12 protein-coding genes and 1 pseudogene are annotated in these 20,080 nt (G+C 43.5%); 4 read left to right on the top strand and 9 right to left on the bottom strand.

Annotation, left to right across the window (positions count from 1 at the left end; all coding sequences use genetic code 11):
- Positions 1 to 290: 290 nt before the first annotated feature.
- From BMY75_RS10520 to BMY75_RS17500, 3 genes and pseudogenes are all read right to left on the bottom strand, one after another.
- Positions 291 to 1,001 (bottom strand): LytR/AlgR family response regulator transcription factor, encoded by a 711-nt coding sequence (locus BMY75_RS10520; RefSeq protein WP_081350515.1) that lies wholly within the window; start codon positions 999 to 1,001, stop codon positions 291 to 293.
- Complete coding sequence (locus BMY75_RS10515) at positions 973 to 2,373, bottom strand: sensor histidine kinase (RefSeq protein ID WP_081350514.1); 1,401 nt, start codon at positions 2,371 to 2,373, stop codon at positions 973 to 975. Before BMY75_RS10515 ends, BMY75_RS10520 begins: the two co-directional genes overlap by 29 nt.
- 296 nt (positions 2,374 to 2,669) lie before the next feature.
- Positions 2,670 to 3,296 (bottom strand): annotated as a pseudogene (locus BMY75_RS17500) (BspA family leucine-rich repeat surface protein); the annotation flags it as partial.
- Positions 3,297 to 3,552: 256 nt separating this feature from the next.
- Between BMY75_RS17500 and BMY75_RS10500 the strand changes: the two are divergent.
- On the top strand, positions 3,553 to 4,893 hold the full coding sequence (locus BMY75_RS10500; protein ID WP_074833580.1) for a citrate/2-methylcitrate synthase: 1,341 nt from the start codon (positions 3,553 to 3,555) through the stop codon (positions 4,891 to 4,893).
- A 24-nt stretch (positions 4,894 to 4,917) separates the two neighbouring features.
- Positions 4,918 to 6,831 (top strand): NAD(+) synthase, encoded by a 1,914-nt coding sequence (locus tag BMY75_RS10495; protein WP_074833577.1) that lies wholly within the window; start codon positions 4,918 to 4,920, stop codon positions 6,829 to 6,831.
- Positions 6,832 to 7,006: 175 nt separating this feature from the next.
- On the opposite strand, the gene BMY75_RS10490 is transcribed toward BMY75_RS10495, so the two are convergent.
- The 3 genes from BMY75_RS10490 to BMY75_RS10480 are packed head-to-tail and all read right to left on the bottom strand — an operon-like array spanning position 7,007 to position 8,470.
- Complete coding sequence (locus BMY75_RS10490) at positions 7,007 to 7,741, bottom strand: hypothetical protein (protein WP_074833575.1); 735 nt, start codon at positions 7,739 to 7,741, stop codon at positions 7,007 to 7,009.
- 1 nt (position 7,742) lies between these two features.
- Positions 7,743 to 8,201, bottom strand: coding sequence for a S24/S26 family peptidase (locus tag BMY75_RS10485; protein ID WP_074833573.1), 459 nt, complete (start codon positions 8,199 to 8,201; stop codon positions 7,743 to 7,745).
- Entirely contained in the window at positions 8,201 to 8,470 is a 270-nt protein-coding gene (locus BMY75_RS10480) for a PqqD family protein (RefSeq protein ID WP_074833571.1), read from the bottom strand. Before BMY75_RS10480 ends, BMY75_RS10485 begins: the two co-directional genes overlap by 1 nt.
- 277 nt (positions 8,471 to 8,747) lie before the next feature.
- Here BMY75_RS10480 and BMY75_RS10475 point away from each other — a divergent pair, with 277 nt between their 5' ends.
- The gene (locus BMY75_RS10475) at positions 8,748 to 10,628 is read left to right on the top strand and encodes a hypothetical protein (protein WP_074833568.1); all 1,881 of its coding nucleotides are present in this window, start codon (positions 8,748 to 8,750) and stop codon (positions 10,626 to 10,628) included.
- 469 nt (positions 10,629 to 11,097) lie between these two features.
- Positions 11,098 to 13,599 (top strand): hypothetical protein, encoded by a 2,502-nt coding sequence (locus tag BMY75_RS10470; protein ID WP_074833566.1) that lies wholly within the window; start codon positions 11,098 to 11,100, stop codon positions 13,597 to 13,599.
- A gap of 126 nt (positions 13,600 to 13,725) precedes the next feature.
- Here the strand turns inward: BMY75_RS10470 and BMY75_RS10465 are convergent, their stop codons facing one another.
- From BMY75_RS10465 to BMY75_RS10455, 3 genes are all read right to left on the bottom strand, one after another.
- Positions 13,726 to 14,529 carry a zinc ribbon domain-containing protein gene (locus BMY75_RS10465; protein ID WP_074833563.1) on the bottom strand — a complete coding sequence of 268 codons (804 nt, stop codon included), beginning with the start codon at positions 14,527 to 14,529 and terminating at the stop codon, positions 13,726 to 13,728.
- A gap of 15 nt (positions 14,530 to 14,544) precedes the next feature.
- On the bottom strand, positions 14,545 to 16,896 hold the full coding sequence (locus BMY75_RS10460; protein ID WP_074833560.1) for a diguanylate cyclase: 2,352 nt from the start codon (positions 16,894 to 16,896) through the stop codon (positions 14,545 to 14,547).
- 163 nt (positions 16,897 to 17,059) lie between these two features.
- Positions 17,060 to 19,687 (bottom strand): EAL domain-containing protein, encoded by a 2,628-nt coding sequence (locus BMY75_RS10455; protein WP_074833556.1) that lies wholly within the window; start codon positions 19,685 to 19,687, stop codon positions 17,060 to 17,062.
- Between the last annotated feature and the right edge of the window lie 393 nt (positions 19,688 to 20,080).

Raw genomic sequence — 20,080 nt, 5'->3', positions numbered from 1 at the left:
ATTTGAATATAATGTTAAATAGTTTCTCTCAATTAATTCATATGTTTTATGATTTTATCTATTATGATTATATCATACCAAGTGTTACAAAGCCGTCACAGCGAAAACGTTTCGTGTGTTCAGTTGGTGAAAATATAATGAAAATCAGTTGAAAATATATTGCTGTTACGATGTTTGCAAAGGCTGTTCAAAAATAACTTTTTTTGCTTACGAAAAATTTTTCGCACCACTTGTTTTGTTGTATTTTCACATAAAAAAAGACCCTTCCTCCGTCATCGGAGGAAAGGTCTTTATACCCATGAAAACTCATCAGCTATGGTCTCCAGTTCTCCCTCATATTTCACTGAGCCGTGCTTGATGCCTATCTTGCCGTATTTCTTTTCTATAAGATCCCTCTCACCTATCTCGTCAAGGGATTCGATCATATCCTTTATAAGCTGCCGCAGATATCCCTGTTTGTCCGGATCTCCATCCCATAATATACCCAGCAGCTCCCCGTTTGAACACAGTGTCCCATCACGGTAGATAAGGTACGCGAACATTTCCAGAGTCCTGCTCCTGTGAAAAACAAAAGCTTTGCCGTTGTCGAACACCGCAAAAGGCGAACATCTCACAAGTAAACGGCTTTGAGGCGCGTCTATCGGGTATCGCAGATTCTGCAATTCACGCCGCAGATCTTCCTCAAATACCGGCTTCCGCAGATACCCGCTTGGGTGAACGCCGTAAGCTTCATAGCAGTATTTTGTAAATCCCGTCACAAATATTATATTCAGCTTGGGATAAAAATCCTTTATCTTTTTTGCCAGCTCGATACCGTTGATACCGGGCATCTCCACATCAAGAAAAACTATCTGCACTTCCTTTGAAAGCAGTTTGAATGCCTGCTCCGCAGTATTCGCAGTCATGTGTGTGCCACCGGGGTCGATCTTATTCATAAGATGCTGCATCATCTCGGATATCTCAGGCTGATCGTCAACCGACAGCGTTATCAATCTTCTCATCTCCAGACTCTTCTTTTATAGTTATCCGCGCAACAGTGCCGTCAGGTACTTTCATAAGTTCCAGCCTGCCGCCGCAGACCAGATCAAGCCTTTTTATTATATTCTCAAGTCCAACGCCCCTGCGCTCTTTGTTCTTTTCGATATCAGGACGATCTCCCGTGCCGTCATCTTTTACCTCAATGACGATATATCCGTCTTTGCGGAACGAGCTGATACCCACCGTACCACCATTTTCACGGGATATACCGTGTCTTACGGCATTTTCCACCAGTGGCTGAACAGACAATGCAGGCACCATAAAATCATCACACATTATGTTGTAATCGACTTGCAGCTTATCCTTGTAATTAATGCGTTCCAGCGTCAGATAAGCCTCGATATTGTCCATCTCCTGTTCAAAAGTTATGGGGCTTTCTTCGCTAAGTATATCAAAATGCGATCGCAGATACATGGAAAAATATTTTAGCCCCTCGTATACCTCGGGATACTCTCGACTGCGGGCGCATAGCGTCATTAGCGAGTTGTTTATAAAATGTGGCTGTATCTGCGCGATAAGCAGCTGATTCTTACTTTGTTCAAGCAGATAGTTCGATTCGGCTAACTCCGTCTGCATTCTCTCCAGTTCCTGGATACTTCGTATAAAACTGTCTTTCTTGTTCTGTTCATGCAGTGTGAATAGTATCAGTGCAGCAAAAGAAGCCATTGTGCTGTTAAGATTATATGTCATATTAAGGCTGACTATCATAGCCACAGTATGAAAACCCGCTGCTGTGATAACAGCTTTTGCAAGAAAATTGTATATCCTTTTCCATTCAATCACTGTAACACATATTATGAAAATATACGTGATTATCGTAGTCAGCTGCCATATGGGGAATCCCCAGGAACGCTCATAGCGGTTATCCTCGGTTATTTGGTAAAATATCCATGTGTATCGATTGCTTATCAGCAGCGCATACAGCAGATACTGTACCGCCTGCACTGTGACTATCACTCGCCGCAGTCCTCTCAGACCGTGCTTGTCAGCAATGTATTTTCGTATTATTTTCAATAGGAACTGCGTTATCCCCGCACAGGAAGCGTAGTACACAAAAGTCGCGATACGAATTATATAATAAGCGGCTTTGCTTTCATGCCCACCGAAAATCAGGATAAAAATATCGCTTAAATTGTAGATCAGTACCGATATATAAAAAAGGGTAAGTTCTTTTGTAAGCAGAACCGCCCTGCTGTTTATTACCTGATAGCGTTTATCGTCCTGCCTGCCCACAAGCATCGAATACAGCAGAAACAGGATAAAACACTCATTCCAGCATTTTACGATTATCTGTGCGAACTGCATCGCCCCTAAATGCGATATCAAGCTCTCCATATTTACAGCATCACCTCATTTAATGCCATGATTTTCATTAAGGCAACACTCGCCTGAGTCGTTATTCTCATTTTATATAATTGTGATATTGTCTATATATTTGTTTATTCTATTATAGCTCAAAATCTTGTTCATGTCAAGTTCATCTTTTAATAATTGATGAATTTAACTAGATTGCATAATTTTACATAATGCCTTTGTTTTTCGGCTTTTCACGTGGCATGAAAACGGATAGCCGTCCAATAATAAGACAACTATCCGTTTTGCATTTATAAAATTATATCGATCTCATCCCGTTACTTTATGGTAACAGTCACAGCATTTTTTATTGCGTTTGATGTATACCAAGTGTCGTTCACTCTTGCGGCGATAGCAACTTTATAAGTCTTGCCGGGGGTGAGATTTTTGGGAGAAGTGTAAACTGTATCGGTTATATCCTGTGTCTGTATTCTCCATTTGCCTGCAAGGTATACAGCTATGCCGTACCTCTCAGCGTTTTCAACCTTATCCCATGTGAATCTTACCTGATGATATTTCTCGCTGTATGTTACCTTAATGTTGGTGGGATAGGCGGGCATAGGTAAGCGCTTGTATGTGTTCTTGCCATTGCTTTCGATAACTGCAAAATCACCGTTGCCGCTGATAACTGTTGAAGTGTCTTTTACGTTTACCCAGCCTTTGCCGTTAAGAAGCTCTGCATCTTTGGCAATATTTTTGAAATTCTCGCCAAGGGTAAGGGAACTAAGTTCACCAGAAGACCAGAACATACATCTCATATATGTAACACTACTCGTCTCAAAACCGCTCAGATCCAGAGCAGTCAGGTTGGAACAACCACCGAACATCCAACTCATATCTGTAACTTTGCTCGTATCAAATCCACTTACATCCAGTGAAGTCAGTTTGGTACAGCCGCCGAACATTCAATTCATGAGTTTCATAATTTAGTATAACTTTTTTTGATACTATCTTTATTTTAGATACTATTATTGTTTTTGAATGATTTATTGTACGGGATATAGTTACTAAATATTTTCTGATTTTAAGTTTTTTTATTTCTTAACAAAATAAGCATAGACTCGTACTCTTATATATGGTATAATAACTTTATATAAAATGAGCAAAGACGCTTCTCTATTTTGTGAGGGGCGTCTTTTACTTTTGAAAGGAGTCCTGTAAATGAACAGCTTCAAGAATACCATGTATGAGGCTTTCACTGCGAATAACGTGATATCTCCTGCTTACTTTGATAAATACGGTGTTAAGCGCGGTCTGCGCAACCCCGATGGCACAGGGGTAATGGCAGGCGTTACGAATATATGCAATGTTCACGGTTATGTTGTTGACGACGGCGAGAAAAAGCCCGCCGATGGCAAGCTTATCTTCAGGGGATACAATATCCGTGACCTTGTGGGCAGGGTAGAAGCCGAAGATCGTTTTGGATTTGAGGAGATAGTTTATCTACTGTTGACAGGCAGACTTCCCACAGTTGAGGAACTTTCTGATTTTTCTGAACTGCTTTCGGACAGCCGAGCACTTCCCGATGATTTCTTTGAGGACATGATATTAAAAGCACCATCACGGGATATCATGAACAAAATGGCAAGGGCGACTCTTGCGCTTTACTCATACGACAGTGACCCCGAAGCTCATACCCCCGAGCACGAAATTGACACAGCGGTTTCACTGATTGCAAAAATGCCTGTAATAATGATATGCGCTTATGAGACCAAAAAGCGCTATTACAACGATGATTCAATGTTCATGCACCCGCTGATAAAGGGTCAGTCCACGGCTGAAAATATACTTTCAACTCTCCGTCCCGACAGAAAATTCACCCACGATGAAGCAAAACTTCTCGACCTTATGCTTATGCTCCACGCAGAGCATGGCGGCGGAAACAATTCAACGTTTTCTTGCCGTGTGCTGACTTCCTCCGGCACAGACCCTTACTCTGCATATGCCGCGGCTATCGGTTCGCTGAAAGGTTCAAAGCACGGAGGAGCAAATCGAAAAGTCAATGAGATGATGGGATTCATCAAGAGAAATGTTTCTGACTGGGAAGATGAAAATGAGATCTACGATTATCTGAAAAAGCTAATCAGAAAAGAAGACGGCGACAAAAGCGGACTTATCTACGGTATGGGGCACGGTGTTTATACTCTTTCCGACCCCCGCGCAGTTATGCTGAAAAAGTACGCAGGTAAAATGGCTGAGTGTACTGAGTTTGAAAGAGAGTTCCGCTTGCTTTCTTCCATTGAGAATCTTACCCCGCAGGCATTTTCTGAGATAAAACATTCCGATAAAGTGATGTGCGCAAATATCGACCTGTACAGCGGTTTTGTTTACAGAATGCTTGGCATACCCGAAGATCTGTTCACTCCTATGTTTGCAGTTTCCAGAATGGCAGGCTGGTGCGCCCACAGATTTGAGGAAATAAACAGCGGCAGACGGATCATTCGTCCCGCATATAAATCCGTTGCCCCCGAGAGACCGTATATAGCTCTCGGCAACAGATAAATACCTGATTATTGGAGGTATACCATGAAAGACGGTTATGTTAAAATTTCCTGTGCTACACCAGTGCTGAAAGTGGCAGACTGCCCCTACAACGCTGACAGGATAATCGAGATTATTGATGAAGCCCACCGCAAAGGCGTGAAGATAGTCTGCTTTCCCGAACTTTCCATAACAGGCTACACCTGCGCCGATCTGTTTTTGCAGGATACTCTGCTTGAGTCTGCAAAGCGTGAACTTGTTCGCATAATAAAAGCCACAGAGGGCAAAGATATCGTTTCGATAGTAGGCGTGCCCCTTGCGGTGGGAGGAAAGCTTTACAACTGCGCGGTGGTCGTAAACGGTGGTAAACCAATTGGAGCGATCGCAAAAAAGAATATACCAAATTACAGCGAGTTCTACGAAGCCAGACATTTCACTTCCGCAGCAGATGATCTTTGTGCTGATGTTCCCCTTGGTGATGGCTATACCGTTCATCTTGAAAACACTGTTTTCGTCTGCAATGAAATGCCTGATATCACATTTGGCATAGAGATCTGCGAAGATATGTGGGTATGCTCTCCCCCAGCGGAAAAGCTTGCGGAATCGGGGGCTGTGATGATATTCAATCTTTCTGCCAGCGATGAAGTTATAGGAAAAGCCGAATACCGCAGAACTTTGATAAAGGCGCATTCAGGCTCCATGGCTTGCGCTTACGCTTATGCCGACTGCGGCATAGGTGAATCCACACAGGATATGGTATTTGCGGGACATGATATAATCGCCGAAAACGGCTCTGTGCTTGCGGAATCAAAGGCATTTTCAAGCGGACTTACCATCGCTGACATCGACATCAAGAAGCTTCACTACGAGCGCAGAAGAATGAATTCTTTCACAGCATCGCAGGATATCTCCGCCGCATATTTCTCACTTGATATCACAAAAACCAAGCTTGACAGAACTTTCCCGCAAACACCATTTGTACCGACAGATAAGAATGTTCTTGACAGCAGATGCGAAGAGATACTCACCATGCAGGCTGTCGGACTTATGACAAGACTTCGCCATATCGGTTGTAAGACCGCTGTTCTTGGGCTATCGGGCGGACTGGATTCTACTCTTGCATTGATTGTAACCGTTCATGCATTCGATATGCTTGGGCTGGAGCGCAGCGGCATACACACCATCACCATGCCCTGCTTCGGCACAACTGACAGGACTTACAACAATGCGGTTTCCCTCGCAAAAGCTTATGGCGTTTCACTTTCGGAGATTAATATCTGCAAGAGTGTTACACAGCATTTTGCGGATATCGGTCAATCGGCGGAAGTACATGATGTCACATATGAGAATTCACAGGCAAGAGAACGCACTCAGGTGCTTATGGACAAAGCCAATCAGCTTGGTGGCATAGTCATTGGCACAGGCGACCTTTCCGAGCTTGCGTTGGGCTGGGCGACTTATAACGGCGACCATATGTCTATGTACGCAGTCAACGCATCAATCCCGAAAACGCTGGTGAGATGGCTGGTAAATTATGAAGCTCAGGTATCAGAGGGCGAGCTGAAAACAGTTCTTGAAGATATTCTCGATACTCCCGTCAGCCCGGAATTGCTTCCACCCGAAGAAAACGGCACCATTTCGCAGAAGACCGAGGATATTGTAGGACCATATGAATTACACGACTTCTTTATGTATTATATGCTGAGATGCGGATTCCCTCCTGCAAAGATATTCCGCATAGCCTGTATCGCTTTCAATGAAAAGTATACCAAAGATGTGATCCTCAAATGGCTGAAAGTTTTTTTCCGCCGTTTCTTCTCACAGCAGTTCAAGCGTTCCTGTCTGCCTGACGGTCCCAAAGTCGGAACGGTCACACTTTCACCACGCGGTGACTGGCGTATGCCAAGTGATGCCAGCGCAGATATCTGGCTGAAAGAGATAGACGGTATACAGTATTAGTATGGTAGAACGCACATTGACTAACAGTACAAATACCCTAACATTCCGAAAACGCTATGTATATATGTATAATAATTGATAACCGTAAGAAATAAGTGATACAGTGCAGGCTTCTTCAAAATATCTACCGCCCGGGCGGATATTATCCTGCCTAGTCTGGTTCTTGTACTTTTACCTATAGGCAGTCATGTGATAGCATCTCGTAAGCTGTCAAAGCTGCTTCCTTATCCATGTTGCAGCTAAGACGGTATAATGGTATTCTTCTGCCAAGTCTGCCCAAGAGGTTCAGCGTCTTTTCGAGGTCCGTTTTGTTATTTGGACGATAGCTTTGTTGTACGAGAACGGGTAATCCTTTTGAAAATTTCTCACGTTCTATGTGGTTGTTGGTACCTCTTTCAAGAAAAACGATACCGGCGAGTTCAACACCGATGTTCTTCTGCATGCCTTCTTTGCCTGCCCATGGCGTGCCGTAAACCATAATTTTTTCACCTATGTGAATGAACGGCTTGTCTCCGTTTACAATATAGCTGCCCTCGATATTTTCAAGCCACAGGCGGATATGTGTTGTCTTACCTGTGCCCGAGGGCGCAGTGAACAGCCATGCTTTGTTTTGCACAGCCACTACAGCTCCGTGCATGAGAAAGGTATCGAATGCAAGTATCTGAGCGGCAATTTTACGGTATACTGCCAGCGTTTCAAGATAACCATCGGGATAATCGGTAACGGGGATACCCTCTGCTGCGGCTTCGCGTTTGTTCATTTCTTTCTCACGTGCGATATCTTCGGCAGAGGTGGAAATGCTTAAATTTGGCTTGCTGTCGGTGATATAATCCCTGCAAAGCCTGTACACATCTTCATAAATGCTGTTTACGGCAATATTCACGCCGGCGAGACGTATCGTAAAATCCATTTTATCTTCTCCAAAGTGATATTATCTTTCCGGCGGCAGAACGTGCCTTATCTCGGCAATGCAAAATCTTGAAACGCATTTTAAATGGCTTGCACCACAGCTTTTTATACAGAGCATACCGCAGACCGTCCAGCTTTATCGGCTTGTTTCCACGCTGAGCTGAGATCACAACTCCCAGAATATCCTGCGGTCTGACGATATCTGCGCCCGAGCAGTTATCACCCGCAATCACAAATCTTCCGTCGGGAAGCCTGTCAACTGTCCTGTGCAGAACATACTGTTCGCCATTGGCGTTTTTGCGTTTGAAAAGCACGATATCAAGATTTTCAAGAGTTTCGGCAGAGCATTTTTTCACGCTGATAGCGTCCGAACCTGCACGGAAAAGCGGGCGCATACTGATACCCTTGACGGTAAACATTATCCTGCCCGAGCGTTCCAGCTCCTGTTCGTAAGTAGTCATCACTCTGTAAGCAGACTTGCTTTACGAAGCTGTCCGATAAACTCCGAGACAAACCGCGCTATCTCATCAGAGGAAGAATCGGGATACTTTTTGGCTAGTTCACTGTTTATCGTTTCGGCATCGGTATCCTCGGAAAGAAGTTTGATAATATCCGCCGCTGTTTCGTTAAGGCGCAGCATACCGTGGAATTTCGTGCTGTCCTCTCCCACAGCCACCGCATTCCATTCGCCGTCAAGTTCCATAACTGCCATTTCCACCGCAAGTTTCATAAATAATCCTCCCATTATAAACGGCAAACGCCGATTGATATTTAATAGTATAACACATGATCTTCGAACGGTCAAGCATTTTTACTCATTTTGCTAATTGCTCGTGTTTAGAAAATCAATTGAATTAAAATTCAATAAATTATTGACATATATGAATAAATATGGTATGATATGTTAAAATAACAAATATAGTTAATTTTAAATTAATACAAGAAAAATTGTAACAAGACAAAACAGCACCTTATCTCAAAATAAACGATCAGAAGGAGGATTATTTATGAAACACAAATTCAGAAGAGGATTGATGTGTGTCGTCATGGCTCTGGCGCTTGTAGTCAGTGCTTTCACTGGTGTTTTTCCACTGCAATGCATTACTGCCAGTGCTGATGACGAGTATCTGACTTTCACCGCAGAACAGGATGACTCTTCGGTTACGATCAGTTGGATGGATAGCTCGTTCTCGTTAGATTATAATAATGGTAATGGCTGGGTACCCTATTCTGATGGATATACCATAAATCTTAATCAAGATGATTCGGTTCAATTCCGTGGAAAGAATGATAACATTAGTGGCAGCATATTTGATAACAACAAACACGTTTATATCGAGGGTAGAGTAGCGTGCACCGGTAATATCATGACACTTTTGAATTATGAGGTTCCTGGTGATGCTTCAATGAGTTATGCTTGCTTTAGCAATATGTTTTTGAACTGCATAGGTTTGACAAAAGCACCTGATCTGCCAGCTACAGATTTGTCTAAAACATGTTACTTTAGAATGTTTGAGGGTTGCTCCAATCTGACAAAAGCACCTGAGCTTCCTGCGACAAAATTAGAGTGGAGTTGTTATGACTGCATGTTTAAAAACTGCACAGGTCTGACAAAAGCACCTGAGCTTCCTGCGAAAGAGCTAGATGGTCATTGTTATAACTCAATGTTTTATGGTTGCACTAGTCTGACAGAGTTGCCTGAGCTTCCTGCAACAGAGTTAAAAGAAAACTGTTATTTTTGGATGTTTGTATTATGCGAGGGCATCAAGGTGTCATATGAAAGAGATAATGAAAATTATAATGCTGAATACAAGATTCCTTCTTCCGGAGAGGGTACTTTATCATCCCCTAAGGATATTTATCTTATGTTTGCTGGAACCGGCGGACCTGTTCAAGTGCCAGACATCAACACAACTTATTATGTACATAAATATACTTTCTTTAGAGAAGTACCTGCAACCTGCACAACAGCAGGAAATATCGAGTATTATACCTACGGTGACAAGTATTACACCTATGATGGTACGACTTATACTGAATTGACCGACCTGAACGGTGACGGTGATGTAAATATTGATGATACGGTTATCCCGGCTACAACAGGAGTACATACTTACGGTGAGACTTCACCTATATGGACGTGGATAAAGGAGAACGGCGAATACACTGTTTTCGTTAAGTTTAAATGCAAGTTCTGCGGTGATATTGTAACTCCCGAAACTAATCCTTCCCTTGTCTGGGTCGACAATGGCAACGGCGTGAAAACTTACACCGCAACTATTAATCTTAACGGTCATGACTACACAAGCACAAAGGACGAACAAATAACTCAGAGTATTACGATCAACAACAATACGAAAAATTATAAGTACGGCGAGCAGATAAGGGCAGATGCTCACGCTATGAAGGATGGTAAGTATTTTGTAGGCTGGTATGATGTCGATACAAATACTAAGGTCAGCGGTACGCAGACTTATTATTTCTATGCTACACGTAATATGAGAATTGAGGCGAGGTATGATAGCTCAGCAGTAGAGGAAGAAGAGCCTGTTTATTCGATGAATGTAAGCAGAGTTGATCTTCCCGAAAGTGGAAAGCAGAAAATATCTTTCACAGTTGATTGGGAGCTGCCTGAGGACTACCAGTTGATTGAGGCCGGCGTTTTAAGAAGCTACACAAATGACAACCCCGAGCTTGATGGTGCAGATGTCAGCAAAAAGGTATCGACACTACAAACTGAAAGAGGTACATTTAAGTACAATCTCACCCTCAGTGCAGCGAATTCAGAAAAGACTATTTATTCCAAGGGATATGTGACCTACAGGAATAAGCTGAATGATCAGATAGTAACAGTTTATACAGCTCCGGTTGCTACTGCTAAAGCATAATAAAAATGTCAGGAGAGAAATATATGGAAAAGAAAATGCAAAAACCCGAAATGGAGATCATTCGTTTTGACTGTGCAGATGTTATAGTGGCATCAGGCGGCGGTCCGTTTGAAGAAGTTGGCGAAAATGAAGAAGAATGAGCATTATTGCTGATCACTGAAAACAACAAAACATAAACGGCAGGCAGTTTCGGCTGTCTGCCGTTTGCCATTAGATACCATGTAAAATTGCGATGAAATGGCTCTACACCTAAACGGCGCACCCTGTTTCTTGACCTTAGCTCAATTTCAGTTACAGATGCGCAATTGTACCAAATGCTGTTTAATACTTAATAACCTTTGTCACTCTTTACAAAATGAAAAGATAATATTCATATAATTAATAATTATCTTGCTATTTGGATTTGACTATGATATAATAATTTATGCAAGCTATTTTGATTATAATAAACAAAAGGAGGAACTATTATATGACCTATAATTTAACTAAGCGTGCCCTTGCAGGTGCGCTGGCTGTTCTTTGCGTTGCGGGAACTGTTCCTGCAGGCGTAACTTCAAACGTCTTCTGTGGTATAACTGCTGTCACAGCTTATGCTGATGCAGATGTTACTTCTATTCCTGTTTCAAAAGTACGTGAGGTCGCAACTCTTGATGAGTTTATTACTGCTGCTAATAATGCAGAGGATGGCGACACCATCAGGCTCACAGACTCTTTCACCATAGTTGGTTATAAAACCATAAATAACGGCAAATCGTTCAATGTTGATTTTAACGGCAACATGATCTATTTTGACGGTGAGGGCACTTATAAGGTTCAGAGCTATCTTTATATCGATAATAAAGATACTAATATCACTTTCTTCGACAGAGGTCATGGCGGCGGAATGTCTGCTATCAATCCCTGTGTAGTTCGTCTTATATTGATAAACAGAGGTACGGTTGAACTTCTCAGTGGTTCGTATATAGGTGGTCTTGATACTATCAGAACTGATTCAAACGATGCACACGTTTTTATCAAGGGCGGCTATTATGATCTTCTTAAAGAAGACAGCGAAGGTCCGTTTTTCAGAAACGGCCGCGGGCATTATTATTTCACAGGCGGATATTTCACCGAGGCCAGCAATATTGGTGATACCAGATTTGATCTTGTAGAAGGTTTTGAATATTATAAAACAGGTGACGAAGAGTATCCGATAGGTGTTCGAAAAATCGGTGCTGTTTCTATTGAGCCTACTGATGTTTCAAACATTCCCGATCAGAAATACACAGGCAGCAAGATCACTCCTGCTTTAAAGATACAGACAGCTTCGGGACTTCTGCATGAGAATGTTGATTTCACTGTTTCTTATGCAGATAACACCGAAGTCGGTACAGCTACAATATATATAAATGGTATAGGCGATTTTTACGGCACGCTCACTAAAACTTTCAAGATCAAAGATATACCAAAGTACGTGATACCAAAGAATTTAAGAGCACCTTACGGCAGTGCGCTTTCAAGTGTAAAACTGCCCGATGCAGATAACGGTACATGGTACTGGGATAGTGCGAAAGACACTGTCGGTGATGCAGGCACGAAGACTTTCAAGGCGACTTTCGTTCCAAATGATACCGAGCATTATCTGTCTGTTTCGGGTATCGACGTTCCTGTTACCGTTTATCATACTTATAAAAAGGTAAAGGCTGTTGAACCAACTTGCACCAAAGACGGCAATATCGAATTCTATATCTGTACCGACGGCAAGTACTACACCGATGATAAGGGTGAGAATGAAATCTCTCTTGCAGATGTAGTTATCCCTGCACCGGGGCACAGCTTTGGTGAACCTGATTGGACATGGTCTGACTTAAATTCAACAGCCGCAATTACTGCAAAGGCTACCTTTAGCTGTAGTAAGTGCCGCTATTGTGAAACTGTTGATGCTGTGGTAACTGCTAAGGTACTCAACCCGACTTACATTGCTGACGGCAAATATGTTTATACCGCTACGGTAAAATTCGGTGGAAATGTCTATACATCTGTCAAGGAAATACCTATTGAGATGATCCAGCTCACTCATGTTGAAGCTGTTGCGCCGACCTGCACAAAAAATGGCAACATCGAATACTGGTACGATAAATCAAATAATAAGTACTTTACCGATAGTAAGGGCACAAGCGAGATAACAAAGGATAAGACTGTTATCCGGGCGCTGGGTCATAAATTCGGTGAGCCCGTATGGAAATGGAACAAAGATCATTCTACCGCTACAGTTTCATTTGCCTGCTCGCAGTGCAATACAGTTCAGGGTACAACTGCTAAGATAAGCACCACAACGATTATGCCTACATACACTTCGGTTGGCAAGACTATATATGAAGCCACTGCGACCTTTAACGGCAAAACTTATACCGATACTCAGGAAGTCCTCATGCCCAAGCTGGTTTACAACGCTCCCGAAATATCCTACGAACAGGGTTATGGTGCAGTCAAACTCAGCTGGACAGATGTTGAAGATGCCGAGAAATACGCTGTTGCGGCGTGTGTCAGCGGCAGATGGTCTGTTCTCGCAGAGGGCGAAGGCAACAGCTATGTTCTGACTGGTCTTAAAGAAGGTAAGGAGTACAAGGTAGCTGTTATCACAAAAGCATATGGTGAGTGGGTAAAGAGCGTTACCAATGCTATTGTTGTATCTCCCAAGGATACTACTACAAAATATCCCGCAGTAACAGATATCGATTATAATGAGGAGTTCCACCAGTTCAGACTCATCTGGACAAAGGTAAAGGATGCCCAAAATTACGGAGTAGCTGTTTACCTCGCAGGAAGATGGGTGATACTTGATCAGAATATCTCTGCATCGACTCCTTACTTTACTTCACCCAAACTCAAAGCAGGTCAGACTTATAAAATGGTCATCTGTGCAAAAATAGGCGGCAAGTGGGATACATCAGCACTTAACACCAGAACATTCGACGTTACTGTAAAGTGATGATTCCTGCGTAATAATATTATAAACATTCACAAATATAAAGAGCTCAGCGAACCTCATAAGTTCGTTGAGCTCTTGCTTTTGAACTAAAAAATGCCTGTCCCAAACGTGAACAGGCATTATCTTTTATTTTATTGCGTCATCGTTCTCGACTACCGGCGGTATCTCACCCTCGTTTGGTGAACCATCGGCATTGATGCTTCCCATATCTTCGTCCATACCGAAGATATGCCAGTAACCGCCCGATCTTCCGACGTATATGAAAAGCTTCGACTGCTGACTGCCCTTAGTTCCTCGAAATTCAATGTTCGTTACTACCTCGCAAACCTCGCTGAGCTTCGGCGCAGAACCGTGCTGCTCCTTGTAAGCTGTCATATCGTAATCTTCCGCCGAAAGGGGAGTCATGTCACCAAACTTGACGGTTATGTTGTAACCCGCGCCGTAAGTATCGGTAAATTCCTGATACAGCGCTTTCATGTATTCGTCCTTGCTGAGACCGGATGCCTGCCTGTCATCGTCGTATTCCTGCTTTATCTCTTTAGGGAAGCATTTTACGAATTTGTCGTAATCTCCCTGAGATATCGCGGTAAAATACTGTTCGATGACTTCTTCCTTGGTGTTAGCAAAAATCGCACCGCTCTTGTAAAGTGCAAATCCCAGTACGATCAAAGCTGCGATCACCACTACTATCAGAAAATGGGTTTTAGACTTCGGGTCGGTCCTCTTTTGTACCTGTCCCTGCTTTTCTTCTTTAGCCCACTTTGCATACAGCTTCTTATCTTCTTCCGTTTGCATACGAATGGGCTTTTTTCTCGCTGCTTTTCTGTATTTTTTTACAGATTCTGCAACTTTTGCAGGCTTACCGTAGCCGCATTTGTCGCAGAAATCTCCGCTGTAATAGTGTCCGCATGACTTACAGATCTTTCCCATATATTAACCTCTGTATTATTCTCTGATTTGTTTTGTTCTCTCCGATTTAATGACTGAAAGCTTGTTCTTTTTCTGTGAATAAAGCAGTGCGTCCGCATGGCTGAGCAGTTCGCCGATCTCATCGTCAGAAGTACATTTGAAAGGATAAACGCCAACGCTGGCATGAACGTAGAACTCCTTGTCCCTGCCCTCGTTCTCGTTGAACTCAGCCGATATATCGTCTATCCTCTTGCGTATCGCAGCTGCACTGAGACTATCATCAGACTTCACGCACACCACGAATTCATCTCCGCCCAGTCTGCCGATGACTTCACCGCCTCTGAAGGCTGAAGAAAGTATCTTTGCGACACCGCATATGGCAAAATCGCCCTCTTCGTGACCGAAACAGTCGTTTATGGTTTTAAGACTGTCCAGATCCGCAAATATCATCATAGCGCTGCAACCCTCGTTCTCTTCGGCACGTATAAGCTTTCTGGCCGCCTCAAAGAAACCTCGCCTGTTAAGACAGCCTGTTAGATCGTCCTGTTTTGAAAGCTCGTCCAGCAGCTGATTGTTCTCGCGTATCTCGATAAGGCTCTGATTGAGCTGTTTCTCAATGATCTTCTGGTTCTTCATAACAACGATCATTTTCAGCGCTGCGCATATCTGTACCATCAGCGATGGCAGAAAACTGAAATACTGATGCTCCAGTTCGCATATAAGCAGTCCGTAATGTTCTTCGTTGGTAAACAGCGGCATACATATCATCGTGCAGCGTCTGTCGCGAATAAAATGCTTGTTTGTAAGCAATTCATCGGGCGAGATGTGCTGTTCCTCAGGGGGCAGAAGCTTGGGCTTGCCGAGGTTGTGATAAGCTTTCAGCTTTATGCAGTCAGGGAATTTCCATTCCATACCCTTATGATGCTCCACTATATTGTCATATACGTAAAGATAGCTTGCTTTAACATGAAGTCTTTTCATTTTGTCTACCACAGAGCGGTAAGCTTCATCGTCATAAGCATCAAACACCAGCATATCACGGGTTATCATATTTGTCAGCCAGGTCATAAGCGTGTTGCTTCTCAGCTTGTAGTGATTCATTTTGATGTGTCTTTCGGATATCAGCTTGTATAACCTTACAAATATGCTGTTGAGCCTTAGTTGCTCTGTCTTGGTATCAAGGGTACACGCCAGCGCTGAGTGTATATACTCCATCGTTGAGTACAGCGTTTCCAGGTCGGTGTACTCAAAGAAATCCTCTGTTATCGTTTCTTCCAGCTTTTCAAAAATATCGTAAGGATCAAAGTCGTTGTCCTGCTTTATGCTTTCTGCACTGGAACACAGTTCCTTTATAATATCCGCAAAGGTCTCACGGTATTTTATCGATGTATTGCTGAGCCTGTACCTGTTGAATATCGTTCTGCAGATATCATCAGCGTGCTCAGTGATCATTTTCGGGTCGTTATGGAGCGCACTGAGTTCTGCCGAAGCTGCATCAGTACAGCCGCAGGAGTTCCTTATTATGATCTTTGAAGAAATTGTCTCCTGTTGTATGGCACCGTCGTTGATGTAGTTTACAGCCTCTATAAGCGCATTGTATCCAAGCTCGGTGGAATCCATTGCCACAGTAGTCAGATGTGGCGTAAGATCTGTCGCAGCAGGATCATCGTCAAATCCGGTGACGAGAATATCCGTGCCGGGTCTGATGTTCCGCTCTTCCATTGCCTTGTAGCCGCCTATCGCCATCTGATCGTTTGAGAATACTATGGCGTCAAGGTCGGGGCATCTGTCAAGAAGCTCGCCCACTTCAGTTTTAACGTGCTTTGAAAAATTGCCGTAAGCGACCTTGTTCTCGTCATACTCGATACCGTACTCAGCCAGTACTTCCTTGTATACCTCGAATCTCTCTACAGCATCATCACTGGTCATAGGTCCGCTGACGAATCCTATCTTGAAACAGCTGTGAGCTTCTATCAGATGCTTTATCACCTGTCGGAGCCCTGTACGGTTGTCAACAGTAATGCAGGGATATCCGTTTATCTGCGAAGTAAGGGTTATTATCGGCACATCTGAGAATTTTTTGAGAAATTCTTCTCTGCGCTTTTTGTCAAGGTGACTGCCGATAGTTCCTATAAGTACGAGCAAAGCATCAAAGCACTTGTCTTTTGCAAGTTCAAACACCGTGTTGTACTGATATTCGTAAGCTGTCCTGATCTTGTCAGCATACTGTGCATCAATATAACGTCCGGGGAGTATGAACATATCAACGTCAAAATGCTTTGCGGCTATCATAGCTCCCTCGCAAACGGCGTTATCAAATTCATCCTCCGGATTACTTATCAGCAGACCCACTCGCAGCCTGCGTCTGCCGATAGTTGTTTCGCTCATAAAATACACTCCGTTTCATGATCGCAGGTCTGTAACGGTAACACCCTTCCCAAACAGACCCTTCAATGAGTTCCTTATTTTCACCCATAAGCCGTTTTCAGTCCTGTTTAGGCTGAAACACAGCATATATTATTTCAGATGATACTTACTATCCATCTGAACGCTATAAGTTGATATGAATGTTTTTCTGACAGTCCTTTATTTCAAGCTTTCCGTCACGGCAGCCAAGGTCGAAGCATTCGGCCGCCAGGAAATCGATGTTTATCTCCGTTTCCGTCAGTTCAACAAATCCGGCACCTGTACTGTCGCCAATACCGGATACCATACTGCCCTCACAGCTGAGGTTCATTGCAGAATTAGATATCCTGCACGCGCATTCACTGCCGCGGGTACCGATGTTGGTTATCTCTCTGCCCTTGATGTTTGAAAACAGTTCGCAGTTCCTGATGTTTATATCAGCAACGCCGCCGTTCTTGGCACCGACAGCGCACATAGTGTTTCCGCTTGCCGTGATAGCAAGCTTGACATTTTCCACGTCTATTCGTGTATTGCCGTCGATAGAGCCTATACCCGTTAGATTAGCCGAAGCCGCACCGATGGAAACAAAACATTCCTTGATGGTGATATCGCTTCTGCCGATGGAACTGCCGATACTGATACTGTTGCCGCCTGCACAGCTTACATCCATAGTTCCCGAGAGTATGTTTATACCGTCGCGGCTGCTGCATTTTCCGCCGCCTATTCCTACGCAGTTATCGCCGCAGGCAGTGATGGTCAGTTCATCATCCATCTGTAAAGTTATCTTACCGTAAGTCAGGTCGAATTCATTTCCTATGCCAAAGCAGCTTACGCTTTCGGGTATTATCGTCAGGCTTCCCGAACCTTCAAGGGTCAGTTCTGCCTTTTCGGGAACAAGTATACCGCCCTTGACGAGCCTGTTTTTACCGCTGACCCTGACCGTTACCTTGCTTCCGCAGCCAAGCGACAGCGCAGGACGTCCCAGGGTGGATTCTATAGAAGCATTTCTCAGCCTCAGCCTACATTCAGCACCCTCTTTGACAGTAATGGGCATGATCGCAGAAGGCATACCTGCCTCACCGATGATCTCCACATCACAGCCGCTGATGAATACCCCTGTGTACTTCTCCTGTATAAGATCAGAGAGCTTGATTATCTCTTTTTCCTCAGAATCCGCATGATATATCTTGCCCGAATTGCCCTGGGCTTCAAGATGATACTTCACTATCTGGCTGCGTATCCTCTCGCTTATCTCATTGATAAAGAAAGGCTTCGGACGCGAGATATAGAATCCCTGGAACAGATCGGCGTGGATATTTGAAAGGACTTTCAGTTCTTCTTCCGTTTCCACACCCTCAGCCAGAACAAGAAGACCGTTAGAGTGCATCATGTCTATCAGCTGAGAAACTATGCTCCTTAGCTTTAGATTAGTATCTATACCCGATATCAGCGAATGATCCAGCTTGATGTACTGAGGATCATAGCGGATAAGTCTTGATGTATTCGAGTATCCTGTACCATAGTCGTCTATTGCCATCTCGACTTTCTGTTCTTTCAGTCTGTTAATCAGAAAAGCCAGATTCTCGTCAGATGTATCAGTCTGCTCGGTAAGCTCGATGACAACCTTTTCCATCAGCTCACCATAATTAGTCATAAGCTCAGTCCAGTCGTTGTCACTGAGAAAACTTGAAGGTATGGCATTTATGAAAAGCTTCCTCTTCTTGAAAAAGCTCTGGTTCTTGCTTAGCTGGTCAAGCACATTGTACATGGTAGCGTGCTCGATATCGTAGAGTCTGTCGTACTTCGCTGCCATGTCGATTATCTGCAAAGGACTCAGTCCGAACTTCTTGTCCGTCCTCATAAGTGCTTCGTATGCGAATATACTTCCGTCCCTCGCGCTTACTATGGGCTGGAAATAATACATGAAAGAATTTCTGTCCAGCACATGGAAGAAATTCTGCACCCTGCGGTAGTCGTTTTTCTGAAGCTCGTACACAGCACTGGAAAAACTGCTTATAGTTCCAACGCCCGCACTGACAGCCTCATACAGTGCAAATGAAGCATAGTGGAATTCCTTTACTGCCGCATTTTCTCTCCTGCAGAAAGTCACATATCCGCCAGTAAAGGTCATGGAATGTTCCTTGCTTATCACAACTCCGAATTCGTCCGTAACGTAAGAACTCTTTACAGCCTTCTGTAAATTCTCAGCGAACTCCTGAGGTTCTTTTACTCCGCTTCTGACAAATACCCAGAATTTCATTCCCGAATGATAAGCCAGTGAAGTACCCTCGGGAGAAACCTTTTCCATGCTTTCCAGCGCACTTCTGACAAATGACTTCTCGTCTCTGCCCTCATCGATGTGCTCCAGCTTTATAAGCATCAGGAAAGCGTCATCACCGGCATCGGTCATTCGCTCAGCCAGCTGGTTCTGGTTCAGCAGGGGATACATTTCACCGATAGCCAGAGGTACAGCCGTGTCACGGCGCACAACAAAGCCGGCGATACAGTCCTCATCGTCAACATGGACTGTCATCACCTTAGCGGGACTTGAAGATACCTCCGCATCAAGGGCACACTCCAGCACATTTCGCAAAGCATCACAGGATAGATACTCCCTGTCCATGCCAAGCAGCCCCAGCGCATTATCATCAATATAATATTCGCGGCTGTCGTTCCACAGCACAAAAGCTCCTACACTGTCCGTGCAGTGCATAAGCTCTTCCCACAGACTGCCCAGCATACGCTGCAGCTGTTCGCTTCTTTCTTCATTCATTGTGTGACCTTCTTTGCGGGTGAAAAGCCCCGTATATTTTAGATTATTCCATGTTAAATTATATCAGATTCTTATTCAAAAGTCAACTATTCAACTTTTCGCGCCGCGAGCATTTTTTTGATCTGAATAAATGCGTATGAACGCCTTGTTCAGCCTTCTGCATTGTGTTGACACTGCTTACTGACAGTCAAAAATCAACTTTTTCACAGCGAAAACTTTGTGTTAACAATTGTTTTAAATTTTAATATAGACATAATTCTGCAAAAGTTGTACAAAAACGTACAACTGTTTCTTAATTATTAGCTGTATTTAAATGGGAATGATAGATCACCCACGATATAAGGCGTGAAACTCTATACAAGGTCAGCATTTAAAAATATGATACTACAGGCG

The organism is Hominimerdicola alba (assembly GCF_900109655.1).
GTDB lineage: Bacteria > Bacillota > Clostridia > Oscillospirales > Ruminococcaceae > Hominimerdicola > Hominimerdicola alba_B.
The sequence above is the reverse complement of the archived record's forward strand: the minus strand, read 5'-3'. Positions and strand labels throughout refer to the sequence as shown.